Source organism: Streptomyces sp. 150FB (assembly GCF_000818195.1).
Classification (GTDB): Bacteria; Actinomycetota; Actinomycetes; order Streptomycetales; family Streptomycetaceae; genus Streptomyces.
In genome coordinates, this window is record NZ_JTHL01000001.1 from 6,461,745 (window position 1) to 6,482,341 (window position 20,597).

Consider the following 20,597-nt stretch of genomic DNA (forward strand, 5'->3'; position numbering starts at 1 on the left):
CGAACCCGGCGCCGTACCCGAGGGCGAGCGCCCCGGCCGCGACCACCACCAGCGCCACCAGCCAGGAGCCGCGCAGCGCGGGACCCGCCGACCAGAGGGCGCGGGCCAAGAATCCGATCCGGGGCTTCGGGGCGGCCTTCGGGGCGGGTCGCGCGACGGCTTGCGCGACGGGTTGCGCGACATGTTTCGGGGTGGCCGCCAGCACGGCCGTCCGGATGTCGGCCAGTACGGGTCCGGCGGCGCCCCTCCGTACCGCCGCCGACACCCGTACCGCGCACGACCCGCACGACTCGACGTGCTTCTCCAGCGACCAGGCGTCGGGTTCGGGGGCCGCGTTCGACGCGTACCGCTGCGCGAGGTCCTCACTCACATGCCACGGCGTCATGCTGTGCCTCCCAGCGAAGCGATCCGGCCGAGTTCCACCCGTAGCTCCCTGCGGGCGCGCATCGCCCGGGTTTTGACAGTGCCTTCCGGGATGCCGAGTACCTGCGCGGTCTCACGGGTGGTCAGCCCGTCCACGACCGTGGCACGCAGTACCTCGCGCAACTCCGGGGAGATCCGGTCGAGGGCGGCACCCACGTCCCCGAACTCCAGCCCCGCCAGGACACGTTCCTCGGCCGACGGCTCGGGGGCCGGCTGCTCCTCGTACCCCGCACCGACCCGCTCCGCGCGTGACCGGGTCCGCAGCGCGTCGACCAGCCGCCGCGCGGCTATCACCCACAGCCAGCCGCCCGCCTCCCCGCCGCGGTGCGCCGACGCCGAGCGCCACACGGCCACAAACGTGTCCTGGAGGACCTCGGCCACGGTCTCGGGGTCGGCGCACCGCCTGGTCAGCCGCGCGTGCAGCCAGCCCGCGTGCCGGTCGTAGAGGGCGGCCAGCGCCTCGGCGTCGCCCCTTGCGACGGCGCGCAGCAGCGCGGCGTCGTCCCGTTGTGCCCACGAGGGGCGGAACAGTCTCACGAACTGTCTATCGCCCGCGGGGGCGGGCCCGGTTCACGCCGAGGGCAGGTTCATACGCTCGTGGGGCCCGGGTGTCCGTAGCGCACCAGTACGTGCCACAACTGCTTGACGTACTGGAGCACTTCGTCCCGCGTCCCCCAGTCCGCCCACGCCTCCGGCTCCCGTACGGCCGAGGCTGCGGCGTGTCCGAGGACCTCGGCGTCGAGCATGCCGGTGGGCGCGTACGAGGAGCAGATCCGCGCGGCCAGCGGCACCATCACGGGCCCCCGGAACTCCGCGTCGACCTCCTCGGGGGCCAGCACGAAACCGGCGTGCCACTCGACCTCGATCCCGCAGCGCCGGGCGAGCGCGGTCAGCAGCCGTCCGGTCTCCGTGTCGCGGAACGACGGGTCGAGGACGAGCGCCTCGGCGTCGGCCGCGAGGTCGATGTCGCCGTGGACCTGCGCCTCGACGAACTCGTCCAGCTTCCGGCCGTTGAGATGGCCGGGGACCGCGCCGGGGGCCGCGTACGGGAGCTGCCCGACGATGTCGGCGGCGCACGGGTCCTCCTCCAGCAGCCCGGCCAGTACGCAGGCGAACGCGTCGATCGTGCCCACGTCGGCGGGGCCCTCCTGGCTGCCGCCGTGGCAGAACGTCGACCGGTGGCTGACCTCGGGGCGCAGCCGGACATGGCAGGAACCGAAGCGCGGGGAGGCGCCGTCGGGGTGGGCGTACACGTTCAGGGCGCCGTACTTGGGCCGGTCCGAGGCCCGTACGCCGTCGGCGTGGTACGCGCCGCCGAAGAGCGCCAGCTCCCAGTCGTCCCTGAGGCCGCCGGGGACGGCGGTACGGCTGCCGTTGGACAGCCCCGTCTCGTACTGGCTGCGGTAACGCCCGTCCAGCGACAGGGACTCGGCCACGGTCAGGCCGTCGGCGAGGAGCCGGTCGGGGTGGAAGTTGAGGGTGATGCGCGCGTGGTCGCCGACCAGGGACACGAGCGCGTCGGCGGCCTCCCGTCCGGCCCGCTCGCCGATGCCGCGCTCGTGTCGCTGGTCGGCGGCCTTACGGGTGCTCGCACCGATCCGGGCGACGGCGTCCTCGTACCCAGCGGCTCCCCGGGCGCGCAGATGGCACAGGGCGGCGTGCTGGGCCGTGGTGAGGGCGGTCCGGAGGCTGTTCATCGGTGGAGTATCGGGGGGCGCGCTCGCGGGCGGCAACCCCGTTTCGGCGGCGGGTCGCAGCGGCGGGTCGCAACCGGGGGAGGGAGCCGCGTACGGGCGTCAGCCGCGCGGCCGTAGCCCGTCGAGCGTCACCGCCAGGGTGCGCGCCCGGACCGAAGGGCCGTCGCCCGCGAACTGGGCAGCCCTCGACGCGCCGACGAGCAGCGCCTGAAGCTCCAGCACGCCGATGTCGTCCCGGACCGCGCCCGCGCGCTGGGCCCCGGCGAGCAGTTCCCCGAGCGCCTCCCGCACCTCCTGTCCCACGGCGGAACCGGCGACCCGGACGTTCACGCCCGCCTCCTCCAACGCCTCGGCCAGCGCGTTCTTGGCCGACGACTCGCTCACGGCGAGGGAGAAGAAGCCGAAGAGAGCCTCGCCGGGATCGCCGGTGGCGACCAGGGCGCGCGCCTGCTCGGCCACCATCGCCAGCCGCCGTACGAAGACCGCTTCGAGCAGGTCCTCCTTGGCGGGGAAGTGCCGGAAGAGCGTACCGATACCGACTCCGGCGGCCCGCGCGATCTCCTCGGTGGAGACGTCGGTGCCCTTGCTCGCGAACACCTCGTCGGCGACCTGGAGCAGCCGCTCCCGGTTACGGAGGGCGTCGGCGCGCAGCGGCTTCCTGGCCGGGGAGGTCATGGGCGGCCGCCGTCCGGCACCTGGACAAGCGGAGTGGTCAGTCCGTATCGTCTAATCGGAGTCACGACTCCGATTCTATGCCTCCAGGGGGACCCTCATGTCCGAAACAACCTCACCCTCACCCTCACCCTCACCCTCACCTACTGCCACTCCCGCACCAGCGCTCACGCCGCGTGAAGTGTTCGAGACGCTGCTGAGCGGCATCACGGCGGGCGAGTGGGAACGCCTCGCGAGCCTCTACGCCGAGGACGCCGTGGTCGACATCCCCTTCGCGCTCCCCGCCCCGGTCCGCCTCCGGGGCCGCGCGGAGATCGCCGCACACTTCGACGCCGCCCTGGGCGGCCCGATCTCCTTCTCCGCGCACGACATCGTGGTGCACGAGACCACCGACCCCAAGGTGATCGTCGCCGAGTGGAACTACCGGGGCCGGGTCACGGCCACCGGAAGTGCCGTGGACGTGGCGAACATCCAGCGGCTCAGGGTGCGCGACGGCCTGATCGTCTCCACCCGCGACTTCCACAACCACGCGGCCCTGGCGGCGTCCGCCGCGTAGGTCCGCCGCGTAGTCCGCAGGACAGGGACTGAGGCCGCGCGGTGCCCGTGCCGTGCGGCGTACACGTCTCGGCGGCGTACACGTCTCAGCCGAGACCGCCGTTGCTCATCAGGAGCTGGCCGTTGATCCACTGACCCTCCGGGGAGCACAGGAAATCCACGAGGTGCGCGGTGTCCTGCGGTGTGCCGAGACGGCCGAGGGGGGTGCCGCGCAGGCAGGTCGCCCGTACCTCCTCGGACATCCATCCGGTGTCGACCGGGCCGGGGTTGACGGCGTTGGCCGTCATGCCGAGGTGGGCGAGTTCGCGGGCGGCGGCGAGGGTGATGCGGTCCATGGCGCCCTTGCTCGCGCCGTAGGGCATGTTGCCTACCGTGTGATCGCTGGTGAGGCTGATGATCCGGCCGGTTCCCGGGGCCGCTGCGAAGCGGCGTCCGTGTTCGCGGATCAGCAGCCAGGTGGCCCGCGCGTTGATGGTGAAGTGCCGGTCGAAGCTCTCGACGGTGGTGTCGAGCAGGCCGGAGTCGACCGACTCGCAGTGGCACATCACCAGAGCCGTGACGCCGCCCAGCTTCTGTTCGACCTCGTCGAAGATCCGCGCCGGAGCATCGGGGTCGGCGAGGTCCGCCTCGATCGCCGTGGTGGCCGCACCGCGCTCGACAAGGGTGCGAGTGATCGCCTCGGTCGCCCCGGGCTCGCTGCCCCAGGACATGCGTTCGTCGTAGGGCGTCCAGTGGGTGAAGGCGATGTCCCAGCCCGATGCCGCCAGCCGGCGGGCGATTCCGGCGCCGATGCCGACGGTGCGGCCCACGCCGGTGATCAGCGCGAGCGGGCGGGTGGAAGACGGGCGGACGGAGGACGGGCGGGCGGAGGAAGAGGCACGGTCGGGGTCGGGCGGGCCTTGACCGGGAGGTGTCGTCACGACCCGGGATCGTCCATGACCGGCGCCGGTACGGCAAGCGCTTTTACGCGGACGGCGGTGGCGTCGACGCCACGATCCGGGACCGCGGCCCGGGACCGCGGCGAAGCCCCGCCGGGCCGGAGTCCGGCCGTCCGGCACGGCCCGCAATCGCCTTTCGCGGCGAGCCGCCGAGGGCTAGTGTTCGGGGCCCGCGAGTGATCCACGAGGAGCGAAGACATGGTCGGTCGTCCGAGCGCGCGTTGACGTTGTAGGCCGTGATCGGCCTGTCATCGCGTGCTGCCTCGATGGTGCGGCACAGCGAGCCTTCCCCTGCCTGAACCGCCGGCGCACTTTCCGTGTGCCCGGTGGCGGGCCTCGTTGTCGGCAATCCGAGGGATCCCCGTGCCGTCCGCATCCTCGTCCCCATCCGCATCCGAATCCTCGTCCTCTTCCTCCGCCGAATCCGATTCCGGTCGCCCTGCTCCGTCGAGTCCGTCGAGTCCGTCGAGCCTCTGGCGGGACGGCGACTTCCGCAGGCTCTGGGTGGGCCAGACAGCCTCCCAACTCGGCGAACAGGCAAGCCTGGTGGTTCTGCCGCTCTTCGCCGTCCTGACGCTCAACGCCGGCCCCGGCGAGTTGGGCGTCCTGCGCGCGGTGGGGCAGGCGCCGATCCTGCTGCTCTCGCTCTTCGTCGGCGCGTGGGTGGACAGGTGGCGCACCCGTACGGTGATGGTGCTGACGGACGTCGGCCGGGCCCTGACACTGGGCGCCGCCGCCGTGGCGGGCCTCCTCGGCCGGCTCGGCCTGCCCGAGCTGTTCGTGGTCGCCCTCGTCGTCGGGGCGCTGTCGGTGTTCTTCGACGTGGCCTATCAGGCGTCTCTCGTACGGCTGGTGAGACGCGATCAGTTGGTACGGGGCAACAGCGCGCTCGAAGGCAGCCGGTCGGCCGCCCAGATCGGCGGCCCCGCCCTCGGCGGCGCGTTGGTGTCCCTGCTGTCGGCGCCGGTCGCTGCCGCCTCCGGCGCGCTGTTCTTCGTACTGTCGGTCCTGTCCGTACGACGGATCCGCCGGCCCGAATCGATCCCGGAGCGCTCGGAGCGTCCCGTTCGGGTATGGCGGCGGATCCATGAGGGCCTTCGTTTCGTCGTCGGCGACACCGCGCTGCGGACCGTGTGTCTGGCCTCGGCCGCCTTCCAGTTCTCCTTCGCGGCCGTGATGACCGTCTATCTGCTCTTCCTGCCGCGAGAACTGCACCTGTCGGGCGCCGCCGTCGGCCTGGCGCTCGCGGCGACGGGACCGGGCGCGCTTCTGGGCTCGATGCTCGCAGCCCGGCTGCCGAGCCGGTTCGGTTACGGCGCGGTGCTCGTCTGTGCGGCGGCACTCGGCGACGGCGCGTTCCTGTGCGTGCCCGCCCTGCACGGCTCCTCCGCCGTGACGGTTCCCGCGCTCCTCGCGGTCAGCTTCGTGTTCGGGGCCGGCGGCCAGCTCGTGAACGTCACGGTCATGGCCGTCCGGCAGGCCGTCACCCCGGACGGGATGCAGGGCCGCGCGGCCGCGACGATCACGTTCGTCGGCATGGGGCTGACCCCGCTCGGCTCGCTGCTCGGCGGATTCCTCGCGCAGGAGTGGGGGCTCCGCACCAGCCTCCTGGTGACGGCCGCGGGCATGGTGCTGTCCCCCGTACTGATGGCGCTGTCCCCACTCGCCCGGCTGGGACGGGATCTCCCGGGTTCCGGACCGTTGAAGACCTGATTCCCGGACCGTTGGTGGCCTGACTGTGCCGGACCGTTGATGGCCTGGCTCCGGACTATTGGTGACCTACCGGAATTATCAGCCGCGCCTCAACGCTGCACTCCTCACGATTCGACGCGGCAGGCCGCTCCGTCCCTGATCGCTCAGGGCGAACGCCGCCAGGGGAACATCCGGGGGCTCACATGCATTGAGTCGGTATAGCTCAACTTGACTGCCGAAGGGGAGATCATGGCCACCATGTCCACACCGCTCACGCTTCCCGTGCTGCCGCTCGACGACGAGGTCGTGCTGCCTGGCATGGTCGTGCCTCTGGACCTGTCCGACGCCGAGGTCCGCGCCGCTGTGGAGGCCGCTCAGGCGGCCGCCGGTGCGGCCGGGAGCGGGGCCGGAAAGCCCAAGGTGCTGCTCGTGCCGCGCATCGACGGGGCCTACGCCGCCAACGGCGTGCTCGGGACCGTCGAGCAGGTCGGCAGGCTCTCCGACGGAGACCCCGGCGCGCTGATCCGCGGCCGTAGCCGCGTACAGATCGGCGCGGGTACGAGCGGCCCCGGCGCCGCTCTCTGGGTCGAAGGCATTCCTGTCGACGAGATCACTCCCGACCCGCTGCCCGGTTCGGTGACCGACCTGATCAAGGAATACAAGGCGCTCGCCACCGACTGGCTGAAGAAGCGCGGTGCCTGGCAGGTCGTCGACCGCGTGCAGCAGATCGACGACGTGTCGCAGCTCGCCGACAACGCGGGCTACTCACCGTTCCTCTCCACCGCCCAGAAGGTCGAGCTGCTGGACACCACCGACCCGGTGGCCCGTCTGAAGCTCGCCACCGACCAGCTCAGGGAACACCTCGCCGAGCAGGACGTCGCCGAGTCCATCGCCAAGGACGTCCAGGAAGGCGTCGACAAGCAGCAGCGTGAGTTCCTGCTGCGGCGCCAGCTCGAAGCCGTACGCAGGGAACTGCGCGACATCAACGGCGAGGGCGACGAGGACGAGTCCGACGACTACCGGACGCGCGTCGAGGCCGCCGACCTCCCGGAGAAGGTGCGGGAAGCCGCGCTCAAGGAGGTCGAGAAGCTGGAGCGCGCCTCCGACCAGAGCCCCGAGGGCTCCTGGATCCGGACCTGGCTCGACACCGTCCTCGAACTTCCGTGGAGCGAGCGCACACAGGACTCGTACGACATCAAGGGCGCCCAGTCCGTCCTCGACGCCGAGCACGCGGGCCTGGAGGACGTGAAGGAACGCATCACCGAATACCTGGCCGTACGCAAGCGCCGCGCCGATCGCGGCCTCGGTGTGGTCGGCGGCCGCCGCGGCGGCGCCGTCCTCGCCCTGGTGGGCCCTCCCGGCGTCGGCAAGACCTCGCTGGGCGAGTCCGTCGCGCACGCGATGGGACGCAAGTTCGTCCGCGTCGCGCTCGGCGGCGTACGGGACGAGGCGGAGATCCGCGGACACCGGCGTACGTACGTCGGCGCCCTGCCGGGCCGTATCGTGCGGGCGATCAAGGAAGCCGGTTCGATGAACCCGGTCGTCCTGCTCGACGAGATCGACAAGGTCGGCTCCGACTTCCGGGGCGACCCGGCGGCCGCGCTGCTCGAAGTCCTGGACCCGGCACAGAACCACACGTTCCGTGACCACTACCTGGAGGTCGAACTCGACCTCTCCGACGTGGTGTTCCTCGCCACGGCGAACGTCCTCGAAGCCATCCCCGAGGCGCTGCTCGACCGTATGGAACTGGTGCGCCTCGACGGCTACACCGAGGACGAGAAGATCGTCATCGCCCGCGACCACCTGCTCCCCAGGCAGTTGGAGCGCGCGGGACTGGAGCCCGGCGAAGTCACCATCCAGGACGAGGCACTGCGCCGCCTGGCGGGCGAGTACACCCGTGAGGCGGGCGTACGAAACCTGGAGCGCGAGATCGCCAGGCTGCTTCGCAAGGTCGCTGCCGAGCACGAACTCGGCGGACGTGAACTGCCGTTCACGCTCGGCGCCGACAACCTGCGCGGCCTGATCGGCCGGCCGCACCACGTCCCCGAGTCCGCACAGGACCCGGCGGAGCGCCGCACGGCGGTGCCGGGCGTGGCGACGGGCCTCGCGGTCACCGGAGCGGGCGGCGACGTCCTCTTCGTGGAGGCGTCGCTAGCCGACCCGGAGACGGGCGGCTCGGGCCTGACCCTCACCGGTCAGCTCGGCGACGTCATGAAGGAGTCGGCGCAGATCGCACTCTCCTTCCTCCGCTCGCGCGGCGCCGAACTGGAGCTGCCGGTGGCCGACCTCAAGGAACGTGGAGTCCACATCCACTTCCCGGCGGGCGCGGTCCCGAAGGACGGCCCGAGCGCCGGTATCACGATGACGACGGCGCTGGCCTCGCTGCTGAGCGGACGCCAGGTCCGTACGGATGTCGCCATGACCGGCGAGGTCTCGCTGACCGGGCGTGTGCTGCCCATCGGCGGCCTGAAGCAGAAGCTGCTGGCCGCGCACCGGGCGGGCATCACCACAGTGGTGATCCCGAAGCGCAACGAGGCGGATCTGGACGACGTCCCGTCGGAGATCCTGGACAAGCTGGAGGTCCACCCGGTGACGGATGTCCGCCAGGTCCTGGAGATCGCCCTGTCCCCGGCGGACGTCCTGGTCAAGGCAGCGGCCTGACGCCTCCGACCCGCGCCTGACGCCCGAAGCGAGCGGCCGTATCCGGAACGAAGGTTCCGGATACGGCCGCTTCGCCGCGCGCCTGGCTGCCGTACGCCCGCCGCGCCCGGGGCTGTCATCCGATGCTGATCTCGTAGCGCAGCCGTTGGAGGCGGGCCGGCATGGTCATCAGATCGACCTGGATCGGCCGGTCCTCGGCGTCGAACGTGACGCGTGTCAGGCACAGCACCGGCTCGTCCGGCTCGGTACGCAGGGCCGCCCGCTCCTCGTCGCCGGGCATACGCGCGATCACGTCCTCTCGGACCCGTACCCCCACGTACCCCAGCTCGGCGAGCAGCGTCACAGCGCCGCCCCGGATCTTCGCCGTCGCCCCGAGAGGTGTGCCCAGCGCGATGGCCGCCGGGTAGTAGGTGTCCGTCAACTCGCAGGCCACATCGTCGAGATACATCATCCGCCGACGGACGACCACGGCGTCTCCCGCGCCGACCCCCAGCAGTTCCGCGACCTCGGCCGGCGCCGGGACCTCCCCGGCGGAGACGATGCGCTGACTGCCGCGCCGCCCGCGCGCTGCCGGCTCGGCGCCCCATGCGTCGGGCTGCCCCTTGTCCCGCGGTGTCAGGTACGGCATCGAGGTGCTGACCCACTGGCTGGCGCTCACGACGGCCTCCTGCGCCGGCGGTGGAATGACTCGGCGAGTGACTCGGCCCCGCTGCCTCACACCGTAGGCGAGTCACTCGCGCGGCCTCTGCTGTAGCGACGCGCGGAGGCGGAGGACGAGAACGCCGCTCCGCCTCCGCCTCCGCGCGCCGCGAGGCCCTCCGCGCGCCGCGAGGCCCTCCGCGCGGCGGCCGTCAGCCGTTCGCCAGTGCCACCACCCTGTCCAGCGCGCCGTTGAACCTGTTGTGGTCGCCCACCGTCGCGCCCGTCGAGGTGTACTGCCAGATCGTCTGCACGCCCCAGCCCGCCGGGAGCGCGCCGACCGTCGAGCTGTAGCGCGCGATCCACAGCGGGTTCGTCGCGCCGAAGCCCGCGTAGTTGGCGGTGCAGTCGGTCCACCAGCTCGTGGCCGTGTAGATCACGGCGTCACGGCCGGTCCGGGACTTGTACGTGTTCAGGAAGTCACGGATCCAGGTCACCATCTGCGCGTCCGTCTTGCCGTAGCAGGCGTCGCCGTACGGGTTCCACTCGATGTCCAGCACACCCGGCAGCGTCCTGCCGTCGCGCGACCAGGCCCCGCCGTTGTCCGCGAAGTAGTTCGCCTGGGCGGCGCCCGTCGAGTTGTCGGGGAGCCCGAAGTGGTACGCGCCGCGCACCATGCCCACGCCGTACGAGCCGTTGTACTGCTGCGCGAAGGAGGGGTTCTTGTAGGAGGTGCCCTCCGTGGCCTTCGTGTAGGCCCACTTCACGCCGCTGCTCCACAGCGCGGCCCAGTTGACACTGCCCTGGTAGCTGGCGACGTCCACACCCTCGGTCTGGGTGGCGAGGGCGGAACGGCTGTCCTTGGGCAGCGCGCCCTGGCCGTCGTGTGCCACGACGCCCATCCCCATGTAGGCGGTGCCCCGCGCCGGTGGGGCGGCGGGGGCGGCGGGTGCGGTGGCTGCCGCGTCGGACGTGTCGGACGCGTTCGCCGCGCCCGGCAGGGTGAAGAGGAGCGCGAGCGTGGCGGTGAGTGCGGCGGCTGCGGCGAAGAGCGAACGGCCGGTTGTGCCGGATCTGTGCGCGGGCATGTTCGTGCCTCCGAAGATCTCGGTGGGGGGATCTCATGACCTTGCGACTTGTCGTGCTACTGACAAGTGGCAGTGACGCTACGCACGTAGACCCGCATGATGGAAGGGACCCGGGCTTCCGCCGTTGGACTACACCTGCGAAATAATGGTGGAGCTGCGGTAATGGCCGCCGGTGAAAGAAACTTTCAGGATCGGGAAAGCGCGCGATGGGTGCTGACGTGCACGGGAGCGGTACGGCAAATGAACCGGGCCCCACTTGCGGGAGCGGTGTCGGAAGTGGTGTGGACCACGAATTCCTCGCCCTGGAGAGGGAACTGGCCGTCTTCCTGCGCCGCGCCAGAGCCAATTCCGGTGAAATGGCCCGCGAGGTCCACCCGGAGCTGGAACCGGCCGCCTACGGGCTGCTCGTACGGCTGGAGGAGACCTCCTGCCAGCGGGCCACCGAGCTGTCCGGCTACTTCGGGGTCGGGAAGGCGACGATGAGCCGCCAGCTCCGCGCCCTGGAGGAGCTGGGCCTCGTCACCCGCGAGCCCGACCCCGCCGACGGGCGCGCCTCCCTGGTGCGGCTGACCGACGAGGGCCTCGCCCGCTTCCAGCGGGTACGGGACGCGCGCCGCGAGCTGTACGTGCAGAAGCTGGCCGACTGGGACCGCGGCGAGGTCTCCGAGCTGGCCCGGCTGCTGCACCACCTGAACGCCCGCGCCGAGATGTGACGGTCGCCGATGGCCCCGGCGGCGGGGTCGGGGTGCGGGCGCGCCGCCGTACGTCACGGCTGCACGTCACGGCTGCGCCGCGTACAGCTTTACGTGCCTCACAGCTCCACGTACGTCGCCGTCGCGTCGTCCCGCGTCTTGCCCCGGCGGAACGCCACGCCGTCCGGGTCGGCCGACTCCGCCGCCCGTACCCGGTCGATCAGCTCCTGCGGGCCGTGCTCGCGTACGAGCGCCAGGCAGTCCGCCCAGCCGCCCTCCCGGAACACCTCCACCCACCGGGCGGCGCCGTCCGTGAGCGCCAGCGCCGCGCGCACGTCGGACGCGGGCGTACGCCCCGTGACCGCCTTCGCCGCGACCTCCGGGTCCGCGGCGGCGGTGAAGAAGCCGCCCTCGGCGTTCCGCAGCGCGTCCGTCGTGGCGACGGCGCGGCGGACCTCGCGGGGGATGCGGTCGAGCCGGTCGTCGAGGACGGGCCGTACTTTGCCGTCCGGGGACTCCAGCAGGAGCGTCGAATCGGACAGCACCAGGTGTTCGAGGGCGTCCGAATTCCAGCGCGCCATGACCACCGTCGCCTGAGGGGTGCGCACGTGAGAAAGGTCACAGGTCTCTCGGTGCATGTTTGCGGTGCGCAGAACCGATGCGGCCAATACCTCTTGGAGTGTCATATCGCGTCGTGAACCGGCCAGTTCGGTCAGCGCGCCGCCCAGCCGGGCGGTGAACCAGGGCACTCCGTGGACGCATCCGTCGTCGCCCGCCGGCGGTGTCACGCCGTCCAGGACGATCAGGACCCCGCCCTCGCCCGCCGACGGCAAGGTCACTGATGTCCAGTCCTCGTTGGGGCGTTCGGAGGTGCCGGGTGCGGTGGCCAGTTCGATGCGCATAAAAGCCAGTCTGCATGATCCGGCCACGGCTCGGCCGACGGCCGGGCAATGGACTGGCTGTGGCCTGACTGTGGCCTTCCGATTGGCCTATACCGGCAGGTCAGACGGGACAGATAGGCAGAATGATCAATGCGGGGAAGGTGCGGGCGGGCATCCTGCCAAAGCGCGCCCGTAAGGTCCACCCGGGGCCCGTCATATTCCGGCGGCCAGGGCCAGGTGGAGTTGTTCGTCAACTCCTCTGTGGGGTTCACTCGTTCAAGTGGCGGAGCGGCCGATGCGCGCTCCCCTTCAAAAAAGCGCTGGAATGGTCGGAAGCCGTACCAGGGGTGGGGCTTCATTGTTGTGACCCGTCGTCACCTCTGCTTCATGGGCGGACGAGTCAAGATCAAGAATGCGAGCACCGGTGCAGAAGAAGCGGCCTCGGGGCAACAGCGGCGGACACCACGAATCTCCGGCTGAGCCCCAGAAGTCCGGCGTCAAGGGACCTGCGGCCACCGCGCTCGTGAGAACCCCGGGGGCTCCGGCCGAGGTCCCGGGAGGACGCCGTGCGCGGGTACGCAACCGCCTGATCGCCGGCGTCGCCGTGGTCGGAATCACCGTCATCGGCGCGGGCGCCCCCGGCGTGCTGCGGGTCTCCGCCGACCTTACGGACGCCCAGCGGCTGGTCACGCTCGCGGAGTTGAACCGTCAGGCGGTCACGCTCGCCCACTCCCTCGCGGACGAACGCGACGACGTCGTCGTGACCATCGCGGCCGGCCGCGACAGCGGTGACGGCGGCGACGGCAGCACAAGTACCGAGAGCAGCAGCGCCAACAGCAGCACCAGCGGCACCAACGGCGATACGTCCGACAAGGGCGACAAGGGCGGCAAGGCCGGCAAGGGCGGCAAGAACAGCTCCGCCGACCAGCAGGCGGACGACAACCCCAGCACCCGCGTCGACCGGCAGATCGACGAGATCCGCGCCACCGCGCCCGCCGGGCTCGTACAGGACCTCGCCACGGTCCCCACCATCCGCCGCACCGCCCTCACGGGCAAGGGCTCGGCGCTCGACGCGTACCGCGCGTACTCCGACGTCATAGCCAAGCTGCACGCCCTCGCCGACGAACTCGCCGAGAAGACCCCGGCCGGCGCCGCCGACGGCTCCCGCGCACCCGCCGCCCTGGACCGCGCGGTCGACCAGGCCTCCGCGACCCGGGGCCTGCTGCTGGCGGCGCTGGCCGTGCCCGGCGGCGCAGGACCGCAGTTCGACCCGGTCAGCGGACTTCCCGTCAGCACCCAGGGCGGCGGCAGTGAGAAGGACGACAAGACCCGCGACGCCCTCAGCGCCGCCGCCCAGCAGGCCCACGTACGGGAACTCTCCGCGCTCGCCGACTTCGACGAGACGGCCGAACCCCGGGCGCGCGACTCCCTCGCCAACACCGTCACCGGTCCGGACGTCAAGGCCGCCGAGGGCTACCTGAACCGGCTCGTCGACGAACCCCAACTCTCCGACTCCGACCGGGAGACCGACCCGGACAAGGTCGACGCCGCGCTCTCCGCCCGTATCGACCAGATGCGCGGCGTCGAGTCCGGCCTCGGCGCCGCCCAGCTCGCACGGCTCACCACGCTGCGGGACGACACGGTCACCACCCTCGAACTGCGCATCGCGCTGCTCGGCGGCTGCCTGCTGATCGCCATCGGGGTGACAACGGCCTTCTCCCGTACGCTCACCAGGCCGCTCGCCGTCCTGCGCATCGGAGCGGCCCGGCTGTCCGCCGACCCGCAGCACGAGGAGCCGGTGCGCTTCACCGGCCGTAACGACGAGTTCGCGCAGGTCGTCAGGTCCCTCAACACCCTCCACGGCAAGCTCCTCGAACTCTCAACCCGCGCCGAGCAGTTGGACACCGACCGCTCCGACCTGATCGGCGCGCGCGAGAAGGTCGTCGAGCACCGCGGCGAACTCCAGCAGCAGACGGCCGCCATCACCGCCCAGCTCGAACAGCTCCGGCACACCGTCCACCACACCTTCGTCAACCTGTCGCTGCGTACCCTCGGCCTCGTGGACCGCCAACTCGGCGTCATCGAGGGGCTGGAGGAGCGCGAGCAGGACCCGGAGCGGCTGGACGTCCTCTTCAAGCTCGACCACATGGCCACCGTCATACGCCGCCACAGCGAGAACCTGCTGGTCCTCGCCGACCACGAACACGGACACAGCCCCACGGGCCCGGTCCCGCTCGTGGACGTCCTGCGCGCGGCCGTGAGCGAGATCGAGCGGTACGAGCGGGTCACGATCCAGTCCCTGCCGCCGCACGCACAGGTGGTCGGCTTCGCCGCCGACGACCTCAGCCACCTCGTCGCCGAACTCCTGGAGAACGCGACGTCCTTCTCGCCGCCCGACGCGCAGGTGCAGCTCTCGGGCTGGCTGCTGGAGAGCGGCGAGGTGATGCTCTCCGTCGAGGACCAGGGCATCGGCATGTCGGCCGAACGGCTGGCGGAGGCCAACGCGCGGCTGGCGGGCCCGGAGGACGCGGAGGACACCGCGTCCGGCAAGGACCAGAAGAACGCGGACGCCGCGAACCCCGCCAACACCGGGAACCCCGCCAACACCGGGAACGCCGAGAAGAAGAGCCAGAAGGCCCGCAAGAAGAAGCGGCAGCAGCGCCCGTACGGAGCGGAGAGCGAGGGTCTCGGCCTGCGCGTCGCGGGGTTGCTCGCGGCGCGCCACGGCGTACGGATCGAGCTGCGCGAGCACCAGGACGGCGGCCTCGCCGCTGTCGTCGTACTCCCGGAGGCGCTGCTGCCGACCTCCCCGCCCGTCGCCGTGCACCAGGCGCGGACGGCGGGAGCGGCGCCCGCGTTCACGCTGCCCGGCTCGGTGGCGGAGGCCAACTCGAACGCGCTGCCGGGCCGGGGCGACTCCGGCGTGGACCCGCTGGTGGCAGCGGCGGAACGCTCGATCCAGGCAACCGAGGCACAGGAAGCCGAGGCCCAGGAGCAGGCGGACGAACTGCCCCAGCCGGAGCCGCAGCCCGAGCCCCTGCCCAAGCGAGTGGCACCGGCACCGACCGCACAGCCCGCCGTACCGGACACCGCGCTCCCCACCCCGTACGCCATCGGGCCCGACACCCACGAGCGCACCCCGGACGGCGAACCGGACACCGCTGCCACCAGCGGCACCACCGCCACCGGCACCACCCCAGACCCCACCCCGGAAATCCCCACCCGGGAAACCCCCATCCCCACCCCGGAAACCGGGGAACCCCTCACCACCGGTCCCGATCAGGACACCTTCACCATGCGGCTGCCCCAGCAGCGCGCGACCCCTGCCCCCGCGGCGCCGGAGACCACCACCAACGGGCTGCCCCAGCGCACCCCGAAAATATCCAAGCCGGCCGTCACCTCGTCAGAGCGGACCGGCAGCGTGGACGCGGAAGCGCTGCGCGCCCGGCTCGGCGGCTTCCACCAGGGAGCGAAGGACGGCAGACGCGACGTCGAGGCCGAACTCACCGAAGAGACGCAGCAGGTTGAGCAGGTTGAACAGACGCGACAAGCCGACCAGAAGGACCAGCGGGACCAGAGGGATCAAACGGGGGAGACAGTCGAGGAGGCACGCAGTTGACCGCGACCGGCACATTCGGACTGAGCAGCGAAGCCCGTAACCTGCATTGGCTGTTGAACAGCTTCGTCGAGGAGGTACCAGGAGTCCGCTCGGTGACCGTCGTCTCGTCCGACGGCCTGATGCTGCTCTCCTCCGACCCGGAGCAGGCCGCCGAGGCGGTCGAGGCGGCGGACGCGACGCGCCAGGAGGGACCCAGGGGTTCCAGCGCCGATCTGGCCACCATCGTCTCCGGTATCGGCAGCCTCACCATCGGCGCCGCGAAGCTGATGGACGGCGGCGAGGTCAAGCAGACCATGGTCGCCATGGAGGCGGGCAGCGTCTTCGTCATGGCGATCAGCGACGGCTCGCTGCTCGGCGTACACGCCTCGGCGGACTGCGACATGAGCGTGGTCGCCTACCACATGGCGCTCTTCGTCGGCCGCGCCGGACACGCGCTGACACCCGAACTCCGCGACGAGCTACGTAAATCGATGGAGGGCGCCCGATGACGCCCACCTCCGAACCGGCCCGAAGACTGCCGACACGGGGAGCCGACCGCAAGCCGGCGCGCGTACGTCCGTACTCGCTCACCGGCGGCCGTACGCGCTTCGGTCACGTCCTGCTCGTCGAGACGTTCGTCGCGGCGCTCGAAGCGCTGGAGGAACGCAAGGAGTTGACAGACGGTGTGGCCGCCTCGCGGATCATGCCGGAGATGCGGGCCATCATCGAGCTGTGCCGCCGCATGCGTACGGTCGCCGAGGTTTCGGCGATGCTCAAGATGCCCCTGGGGGTGGTCAGGGTGCTTCTCAGTGATCTGGCCGACCAGGGAAAGATCCGTGTGTACGGGACCGGGCACGGCACCGGCCAGCCCGACCGCGCGCTGCTGGAAAGGGTGTTGAGTGGACTCCGCCGTCTCTGAGGTCTCGGGCCTCGCCGCTGTTCCCGTCGTCTCCGCTGTTCCGACCGCCTCCGCCGATCCCGCCGATGCCGCTGATCCGGCCGGCTCGGGCAGGCAGGAGGAGAAGCTCCAGCCCTGGCAGGCCGACCGTTCGCGCGCACCGATCGCGACGAAGATCGTGGTCGCGGGAGGCTTCGGGGTCGGGAAGACGACCTATGTCGGCACGGTCTCCGAGATCGAGCCGCTCCAGACCGAAGCGCTGATGACGAAGGCCAGTGAGGAGACCGACGACCTCACGGCGACGCCCGACAAGATCACCACCACCGTGGCGATGGACTACGGGCGTATCACCCTCGACAACGACCTCGTCCTGTATCTCTTCGGCACACCGGGCCAGGAACGCTTCTGGTTCATGTGGGACGACATCGTGCGCGGCGCCATCGGCGCGATCATCCTGGCGGACACCCGGCGGCTGGCGGAGTGTTTTCCGGCGCTCGACTACTTCGAGAGCTGCGGACTGCCGTACCTTGTCGCCGTCAACCAGTTCGAGGGAACCGAGACGTTCGACGAGAAGGAAGTGCGGCAGGCTCTCGCGGTCCCTGAGCACATCCCGATGATGGTCATGGACGCGCGGGACCGGATCACGGCCATCGAGGCACTGCTGGCGTTGGTGCGGCACGCACTCGATGTCACTCCCGAATAGCCAACGGAGAACCGCTGTGCGGAAGATACTCATCGTCGGAGCCGGTCAGTCCGGGCTCCAACTGGCCCTGGGGCTCCAGTCCCAGGGCTACGAGATCACCCTGATGTCCAACCGCACGGCGGACGAGATCAGGACCGGGCGCGTCATGTCGACGCAAGTCATGTTCCGCACCGCCCTCCAGCACGAACGCGACCTCCAACTCGCCTTCTGGGAATCGCAGGCGCCGAGGATAGAAGGCCTCGGTGTCTCCGTCGCGGGACCTGACTCCGGCCGCGCCGTGGACTGGGTCGGGACGCTGGACGGCTATGCCCAATCCGTGGACCAGCGCGTCAAGATGGCCGGCTGGATGGAGACATTCGCCCGGCGCGGGGGCCAGTTGGTGATCCACGGAGCCGCCGTCTCCGACCTGGACTACTTCTCCCGTACGTACGACCTGGTCCTGGTCTCGGCCGGCAAGGGCGAGCTGGTCTCCATGTTCGGCCGGGACGCGTCCCGTTCACCGTACGAGACCCCGCAGCGCGCGCTGGCCGTGGCGTACGTGTACGGGCTCGGCCCGCGCCCCGAACACCCCCGCCGTGAAGCCGTCCGCTGCAATCTGGTGCCGGGTGTCGGCGAACTCTTCGTGACGCCGACCCTCACCACCTCGGGCCGCGCGGACATCCTCTTCTGGGAGGGCATACCCGGCGGCCCTCTCGACGTGTTCCGTGGCATCAAGGACCCGGCCGAACACCTGTCGCTCACCCTTGAGTTGATGGAGCGCTTCACGCCGTGGGAGTACGCGCGCGCCACCAAGGTCGAGCTGACCGACGCCAACGGCACACTGGCCGGGCGCTATGCCCCGACCGTCCGCCACCCCGTGGGCGAACTGCCGGGCGGGGGACTGGTGCTGGGAGTCGGCGACGTCGTCGTCGCGAACGACCCGATCACCGGCCAGGGCTCCAACTCGGCGTCCAAGTGCGCCGCTTCGTACCTGGACTCGATCGTGTCACGCGGCGAACTTCCCTTCGACGAGGCGTGGATGCGCTCAACGTTCGACCGGTACTGGGACACGGCCCGGCATGTCACCAAGTGGACCAACGCCATGCTGGGCACACCACCGGAGCATGTCCTGAAACTGATCGGCGCTGCGAGCCAACTCCCAGGCGTGGCGGACCGGTTCGCCAACGGCTTCAACGACCCGGCCGACTTCGAGAACTTCTACTACGAGCCGGAGAAGACAAACGCGTACCTCGCCGAGGCGGCGCGGGCGGCCTAGGAACTCCTAACGAAATGATCTTCAAGGTGGCCCGGCCGGCGGTCGACGGCTCCCACATCCGGGCGTTAAAGGGGGCTCCACGACGGGACGAAGCCCTGTCGACCGGGGCAGGACGGGCAGCAAGCACCATCTGATCACCGACGCCACCGGCATTCCGCTCGCCGCCACCCTGGCCGGCGGCAACCGCAACGACGTCACTCAGCTCATCCCGCTGCTTGAAGCAGTACCGCCCGTGCGGGGCAAGGGCGGGCCGGCCCCGGCGCCGCCCCGACGTGGTGCTCGGTGGCCGCGGCTACGAGCACGACAAGTACCGCCGCCTCGTTTGGGACCTCGGCGTGAAACCGCTGATCGCCCGCCGGGGCGCCGAGCACGGCTCCGGACTCGGCACTCAACGCTGGCTCGTGGAGCGTGCGTTCGCACACCTGCACTGGTTTCGCCGCCTGCGCATCCGCTGGGAGATGCGCGACGACATCCACGAGGCCTTCCTCACCCTGGGATGCGGGCTCATCTGCTGGCGACGACTGCATAAGACCCACCGCGTTCCAACAGAGGGCGCTGATGCAGGATCTTGAGGTCGGGATCCGGCTCGGGAGGCACCCCATCACCATCATCACGCACGAGGACCCCATCGGCCGGGGCCCCACCAATTTCATGATCCATGCTGACCTCTCGGACCGACAGGATGGCTGGCGAGAGCAGTTGTGGACCCGTCAGCTCACCGAGGACAGGTTCGAGGTGGCCTGCCTGCCCTTCTTCACCTACGGAATCTGCTACCACGATGTGGTGACCATCGACAGCAACCACCTGGTCGCTGCGGTGGTGCAGAAGTCCGGCCACCGGACCCTTCGCGTCGCCCTCGTTGCTGAGCACCAAGACCGGGACCAGTTGCACGAGCTCCTGCATGACAAGGTCGTTGAAGCTGCCCTGCCACACGAGTGGCTTCAGGGCACCTACCTCTCGGTGGACCTGCCACCCAGCACCGACCCGGCAGCCCTCGTGGAAGCGCTGGAAACACCCGCCCGAGCTGGTGCCCTCCACTGGGAGATCGACTCCTGACTCAAACGCCCATTCCGTCAGGAGTTCTAAGGCGCGGTCTCGGCGTCGTACCCACGGTCGGTGCTGTCGGTGCTGTCCGAGCGGTTGGTGGCCTTGGTGGTGCCCGGCGGCAGTACGGGCGGTGCGTACGACACGAGAGACGCGGCCGCCGGGTCCGGACGTACGGCCCCGAGCAGCGGGTTGGCGGCGAGCGGCGAGACCTTCACCCGGCTGCCGGGACGGGGCGCCTGGATCACCAGTCCGTCGCCCAGGTAGATCGCCACATGCGTCGCCTTCGCGAAGTAGACCACCAGGTCACCGGGGCGCAGCCGGTCCAGCGCGACCTTGGACAGCACGCGCCACTGGTCCTGACTGGTGCGTGGGACGGTGAGACCGGCGCGCGCCCACGCCTGGGAGGTCAGCCCGGAGCAGTCGAACGACTCGGGCCCCTCCGCACCCCACTGGTACGGCTTACCGATCTGCGCCACGGCGTACTCCAGCGCCTCGGCGCCCGCCGCCGACGGCAGGAGGGCGCGCACGGCCTGCCCACCAGCAGCACCAGCGGAACCGGACGAACCAGCAGAACCAGATGAACGGGGGGAACTGGTGGGCCGGGCGGAACCGCTGGGACGGGAAACACCAAGCGCACCGGAGGCGATCAGCTTCCGCTGGGCCTTGTCCGTGTCGTTCCGCTCCCGCGCGTCCAGCTCCGCGATCTGCTCGCTGCTGAGGGAGGCGAGCAGCTTCTCGACCTTCCGCAGCCGCCCGGTCACCGTGTCGCGCAGCTTCTTCTTGTTCGCCGCGAGCACCTGCTGCGTGTCGAGGGCCTCGCGCGACGCTGTGGCCAGGGCGTCCGCGTGCTTCTCGCCGGTGGTCAGCCGGGCGATGGTGGCGGCCCGCCCGCGCGCGGCGCGCCGGAGCAGGTGGCCTTCGTCCAGCGCCTGCTGCGGGTCGGGAGCGAGCAGCAGCCGCAGATAACCGGAGAGCTCCGACTGCCCCTCGTACTGCGCCCGCGCCAGTCGGCCGGCGTCCGCACGGCTGCGGACGAGGGCGGTACGGGCCCGGACGACCTCCCTGCCGAGCCTCTCCGTCTCGGTGCGCTGCCTGGTCAGGGCCACCTCGGTGGCGTTGTACGCCTCGGTGGCCTCCTCGGCCTGCCGGTAGAGGCGG

General features: G+C 70.9%; 18 protein-coding genes and 2 pseudogenes. 11 read left to right on the plus strand and 9 right to left on the minus strand.

Annotation, left to right across the window (positions count from 1 at the left end; all coding sequences use genetic code 11):
* The 4 genes and pseudogenes from QR77_RS49175 to QR77_RS27980 form a co-directional block, all read right to left on the minus strand.
* Positions 1–385, minus strand: a pseudogene (locus QR77_RS49175) (zf-HC2 domain-containing protein); the annotation flags it as partial.
* Positions 382–960, minus strand: a complete 579-nt coding sequence (locus tag QR77_RS27970) for an RNA polymerase sigma factor (protein WP_052489106.1) — start codon at positions 958–960, stop codon at positions 382–384. The gene QR77_RS27970 and the pseudogene QR77_RS49175, both read right to left, overlap by 4 nt.
* Before the next feature lie 50 nt (positions 961–1,010).
* The gene (locus tag QR77_RS27975) at positions 1,011–2,120 is read right to left on the minus strand and encodes a DUF3626 domain-containing protein (RefSeq protein ID WP_040024813.1); all 1,110 of its coding nucleotides are present in this window, start codon (positions 2,118–2,120) and stop codon (positions 1,011–1,013) included.
* A gap of 99 nt (positions 2,121–2,219) precedes the next feature.
* Positions 2,220–2,795 (minus strand): TetR/AcrR family transcriptional regulator, encoded by a 576-nt coding sequence (locus QR77_RS27980; RefSeq protein WP_040024814.1) that lies wholly within the window; start codon positions 2,793–2,795, stop codon positions 2,220–2,222.
* 178 nt (positions 2,796–2,973) lie between these two features.
* Here QR77_RS27980 and QR77_RS27985 point away from each other — a divergent pair, with 178 nt between their 5' ends.
* On the plus strand, positions 2,974–3,348 hold the full coding sequence (locus QR77_RS27985; protein WP_052489107.1) for a nuclear transport factor 2 family protein: 375 nt from the start codon (positions 2,974–2,976) through the stop codon (positions 3,346–3,348).
* A gap of 85 nt (positions 3,349–3,433) precedes the next feature.
* Here QR77_RS27985 and QR77_RS27990 read toward each other — a convergent pair whose 3' ends face one another.
* Positions 3,434–4,168, minus strand: coding sequence for an SDR family oxidoreductase (locus tag QR77_RS27990; RefSeq protein ID WP_040028785.1), 735 nt, complete (start codon positions 4,166–4,168; stop codon positions 3,434–3,436).
* A 480-nt stretch (positions 4,169–4,648) separates the two neighbouring features.
* Here QR77_RS27990 and QR77_RS27995 point away from each other — a divergent pair, with 480 nt between their 5' ends.
* Both QR77_RS27995 and lon read left to right on the plus strand, forming a co-directional pair.
* Positions 4,649–5,998 (plus strand): MFS transporter, encoded by a 1,350-nt coding sequence (locus QR77_RS27995; protein ID WP_078877233.1) that lies wholly within the window; start codon positions 4,649–4,651, stop codon positions 5,996–5,998.
* A 228-nt stretch (positions 5,999–6,226) separates the two neighbouring features.
* On the plus strand, positions 6,227–8,638 hold the full coding sequence (gene lon, locus QR77_RS28000) for an endopeptidase La (RefSeq protein WP_040024816.1): 2,412 nt from the start codon (positions 6,227–6,229) through the stop codon (positions 8,636–8,638).
* A 115-nt stretch (positions 8,639–8,753) separates the two neighbouring features.
* Here lon and QR77_RS28005 read toward each other — a convergent pair whose 3' ends face one another.
* On the minus strand, positions 8,754–9,296 hold the full coding sequence (locus tag QR77_RS28005; protein WP_040024817.1) for a UTRA domain-containing protein: 543 nt from the start codon (positions 9,294–9,296) through the stop codon (positions 8,754–8,756).
* A gap of 193 nt (positions 9,297–9,489) precedes the next feature.
* The gene (locus QR77_RS28010) at positions 9,490–10,365 is read right to left on the minus strand and encodes a lysozyme (protein ID WP_040024818.1); all 876 of its coding nucleotides are present in this window, start codon (positions 10,363–10,365) and stop codon (positions 9,490–9,492) included.
* A 218-nt stretch (positions 10,366–10,583) separates the two neighbouring features.
* Between QR77_RS28010 and QR77_RS28015 the strand changes: the two genes are divergently transcribed.
* Positions 10,584–11,078 (plus strand): MarR family transcriptional regulator, encoded by a 495-nt coding sequence (locus QR77_RS28015; protein WP_040028786.1) that lies wholly within the window; start codon positions 10,584–10,586, stop codon positions 11,076–11,078.
* A gap of 98 nt (positions 11,079–11,176) precedes the next feature.
* Here QR77_RS28015 and QR77_RS28020 read toward each other — a convergent pair whose 3' ends face one another.
* Complete coding sequence (locus tag QR77_RS28020) at positions 11,177–11,959, minus strand: protein phosphatase 2C domain-containing protein (protein ID WP_040024819.1); 783 nt, start codon at positions 11,957–11,959, stop codon at positions 11,177–11,179.
* 391 nt (positions 11,960–12,350) lie between these two features.
* On the opposite strand from QR77_RS28020, the gene QR77_RS28025 reads away from it, so the two are divergent.
* The 7 genes and pseudogenes from QR77_RS28025 (at position 12,351) to QR77_RS42430 (ending at position 19,448) form a co-directional block, all read left to right on the plus strand.
* Entirely contained in the window at positions 12,351–15,557 is a 3,207-nt protein-coding gene (locus QR77_RS28025) for a nitrate- and nitrite sensing domain-containing protein (protein ID WP_078877237.1), read from the plus strand.
* Positions 15,554–16,045: a roadblock/LC7 domain-containing protein gene (locus QR77_RS28030; protein ID WP_040024821.1), complete on the plus strand. Its 492-nt coding sequence runs from the start codon at positions 15,554–15,556 to the stop codon at positions 16,043–16,045. Before QR77_RS28025 ends, QR77_RS28030 begins: the two co-directional genes overlap by 4 nt.
* Positions 16,042–16,455, plus strand: coding sequence for a DUF742 domain-containing protein (locus tag QR77_RS28035; protein ID WP_040024822.1), 414 nt, complete (start codon positions 16,042–16,044; stop codon positions 16,453–16,455). The genes QR77_RS28030 and QR77_RS28035 overlap by 4 nt, the downstream gene beginning before the upstream one ends.
* On the plus strand, positions 16,436–17,137 hold the full coding sequence (locus QR77_RS28040; RefSeq protein ID WP_040024823.1) for an ATP/GTP-binding protein: 702 nt from the start codon (positions 16,436–16,438) through the stop codon (positions 17,135–17,137). The genes QR77_RS28035 and QR77_RS28040 overlap by 20 nt, the downstream gene beginning before the upstream one ends.
* A 16-nt stretch (positions 17,138–17,153) precedes the next feature.
* The gene (locus tag QR77_RS28045) at positions 17,154–18,392 is read left to right on the plus strand and encodes a styrene monooxygenase/indole monooxygenase family protein (RefSeq protein ID WP_040024824.1); all 1,239 of its coding nucleotides are present in this window, start codon (positions 17,154–17,156) and stop codon (positions 18,390–18,392) included.
* Positions 18,393–18,418: 26 nt separating this feature from the next.
* Positions 18,419–18,964: pseudogene (locus QR77_RS45385) on the plus strand (IS5 family transposase); the annotation flags it as partial.
* Positions 18,951–19,448: a DUF4265 domain-containing protein gene (locus tag QR77_RS42430; protein WP_052489108.1), complete on the plus strand. Its 498-nt coding sequence runs from the start codon at positions 18,951–18,953 to the stop codon at positions 19,446–19,448. The pseudogene QR77_RS45385 and the gene QR77_RS42430, both read left to right, overlap by 14 nt.
* A gap of 26 nt (positions 19,449–19,474) precedes the next feature.
* On the opposite strand, the gene QR77_RS28055 is transcribed toward QR77_RS42430, so the two are convergent.
* Positions 19,475–20,597: C40 family peptidase (locus QR77_RS28055; RefSeq protein WP_040024825.1), on the minus strand; the 1,123-nt coding region annotated here is incomplete at its 5' end.

Excerpts from the sequence above, each read along its gene's own strand:
- QR77_RS27975 (WP_040024813.1), bottom strand. The coding sequence starts at position 2,120 with ATGAACAGCCTCCGGACCGCCCTCACCACGGCCCAGCACGCCGCCCTG.
- QR77_RS27980 (WP_040024814.1), bottom strand. The coding sequence starts at position 2,795 with ATGACCTCCCCGGCCAGGAAGCCGCTGCGCGCCGACGCCCTCCGTAAC.
- lon (WP_040024816.1), top strand. The coding sequence starts at position 6,227 with ATGGCCACCATGTCCACACCGCTCACGCTTCCCGTGCTGCCGCTCGAC.
- QR77_RS28010 (WP_040024818.1), bottom strand. The coding sequence starts at position 10,365 with ATGCCCGCGCACAGATCCGGCACAACCGGCCGTTCGCTCTTCGCCGCA.
- QR77_RS28020 (WP_040024819.1), bottom strand. The coding sequence starts at position 11,959 with ATGCGCATCGAACTGGCCACCGCACCCGGCACCTCCGAACGCCCCAAC.
- QR77_RS28025 (WP_078877237.1), top strand. The coding sequence starts at position 12,351 with ATGCGAGCACCGGTGCAGAAGAAGCGGCCTCGGGGCAACAGCGGCGGA.
- QR77_RS28035 (WP_040024822.1), top strand. The coding sequence starts at position 16,042 with ATGACGCCCACCTCCGAACCGGCCCGAAGACTGCCGACACGGGGAGCC.
- QR77_RS42430 (WP_052489108.1), top strand. The coding sequence starts at position 18,951 with ATGCAGGATCTTGAGGTCGGGATCCGGCTCGGGAGGCACCCCATCACC.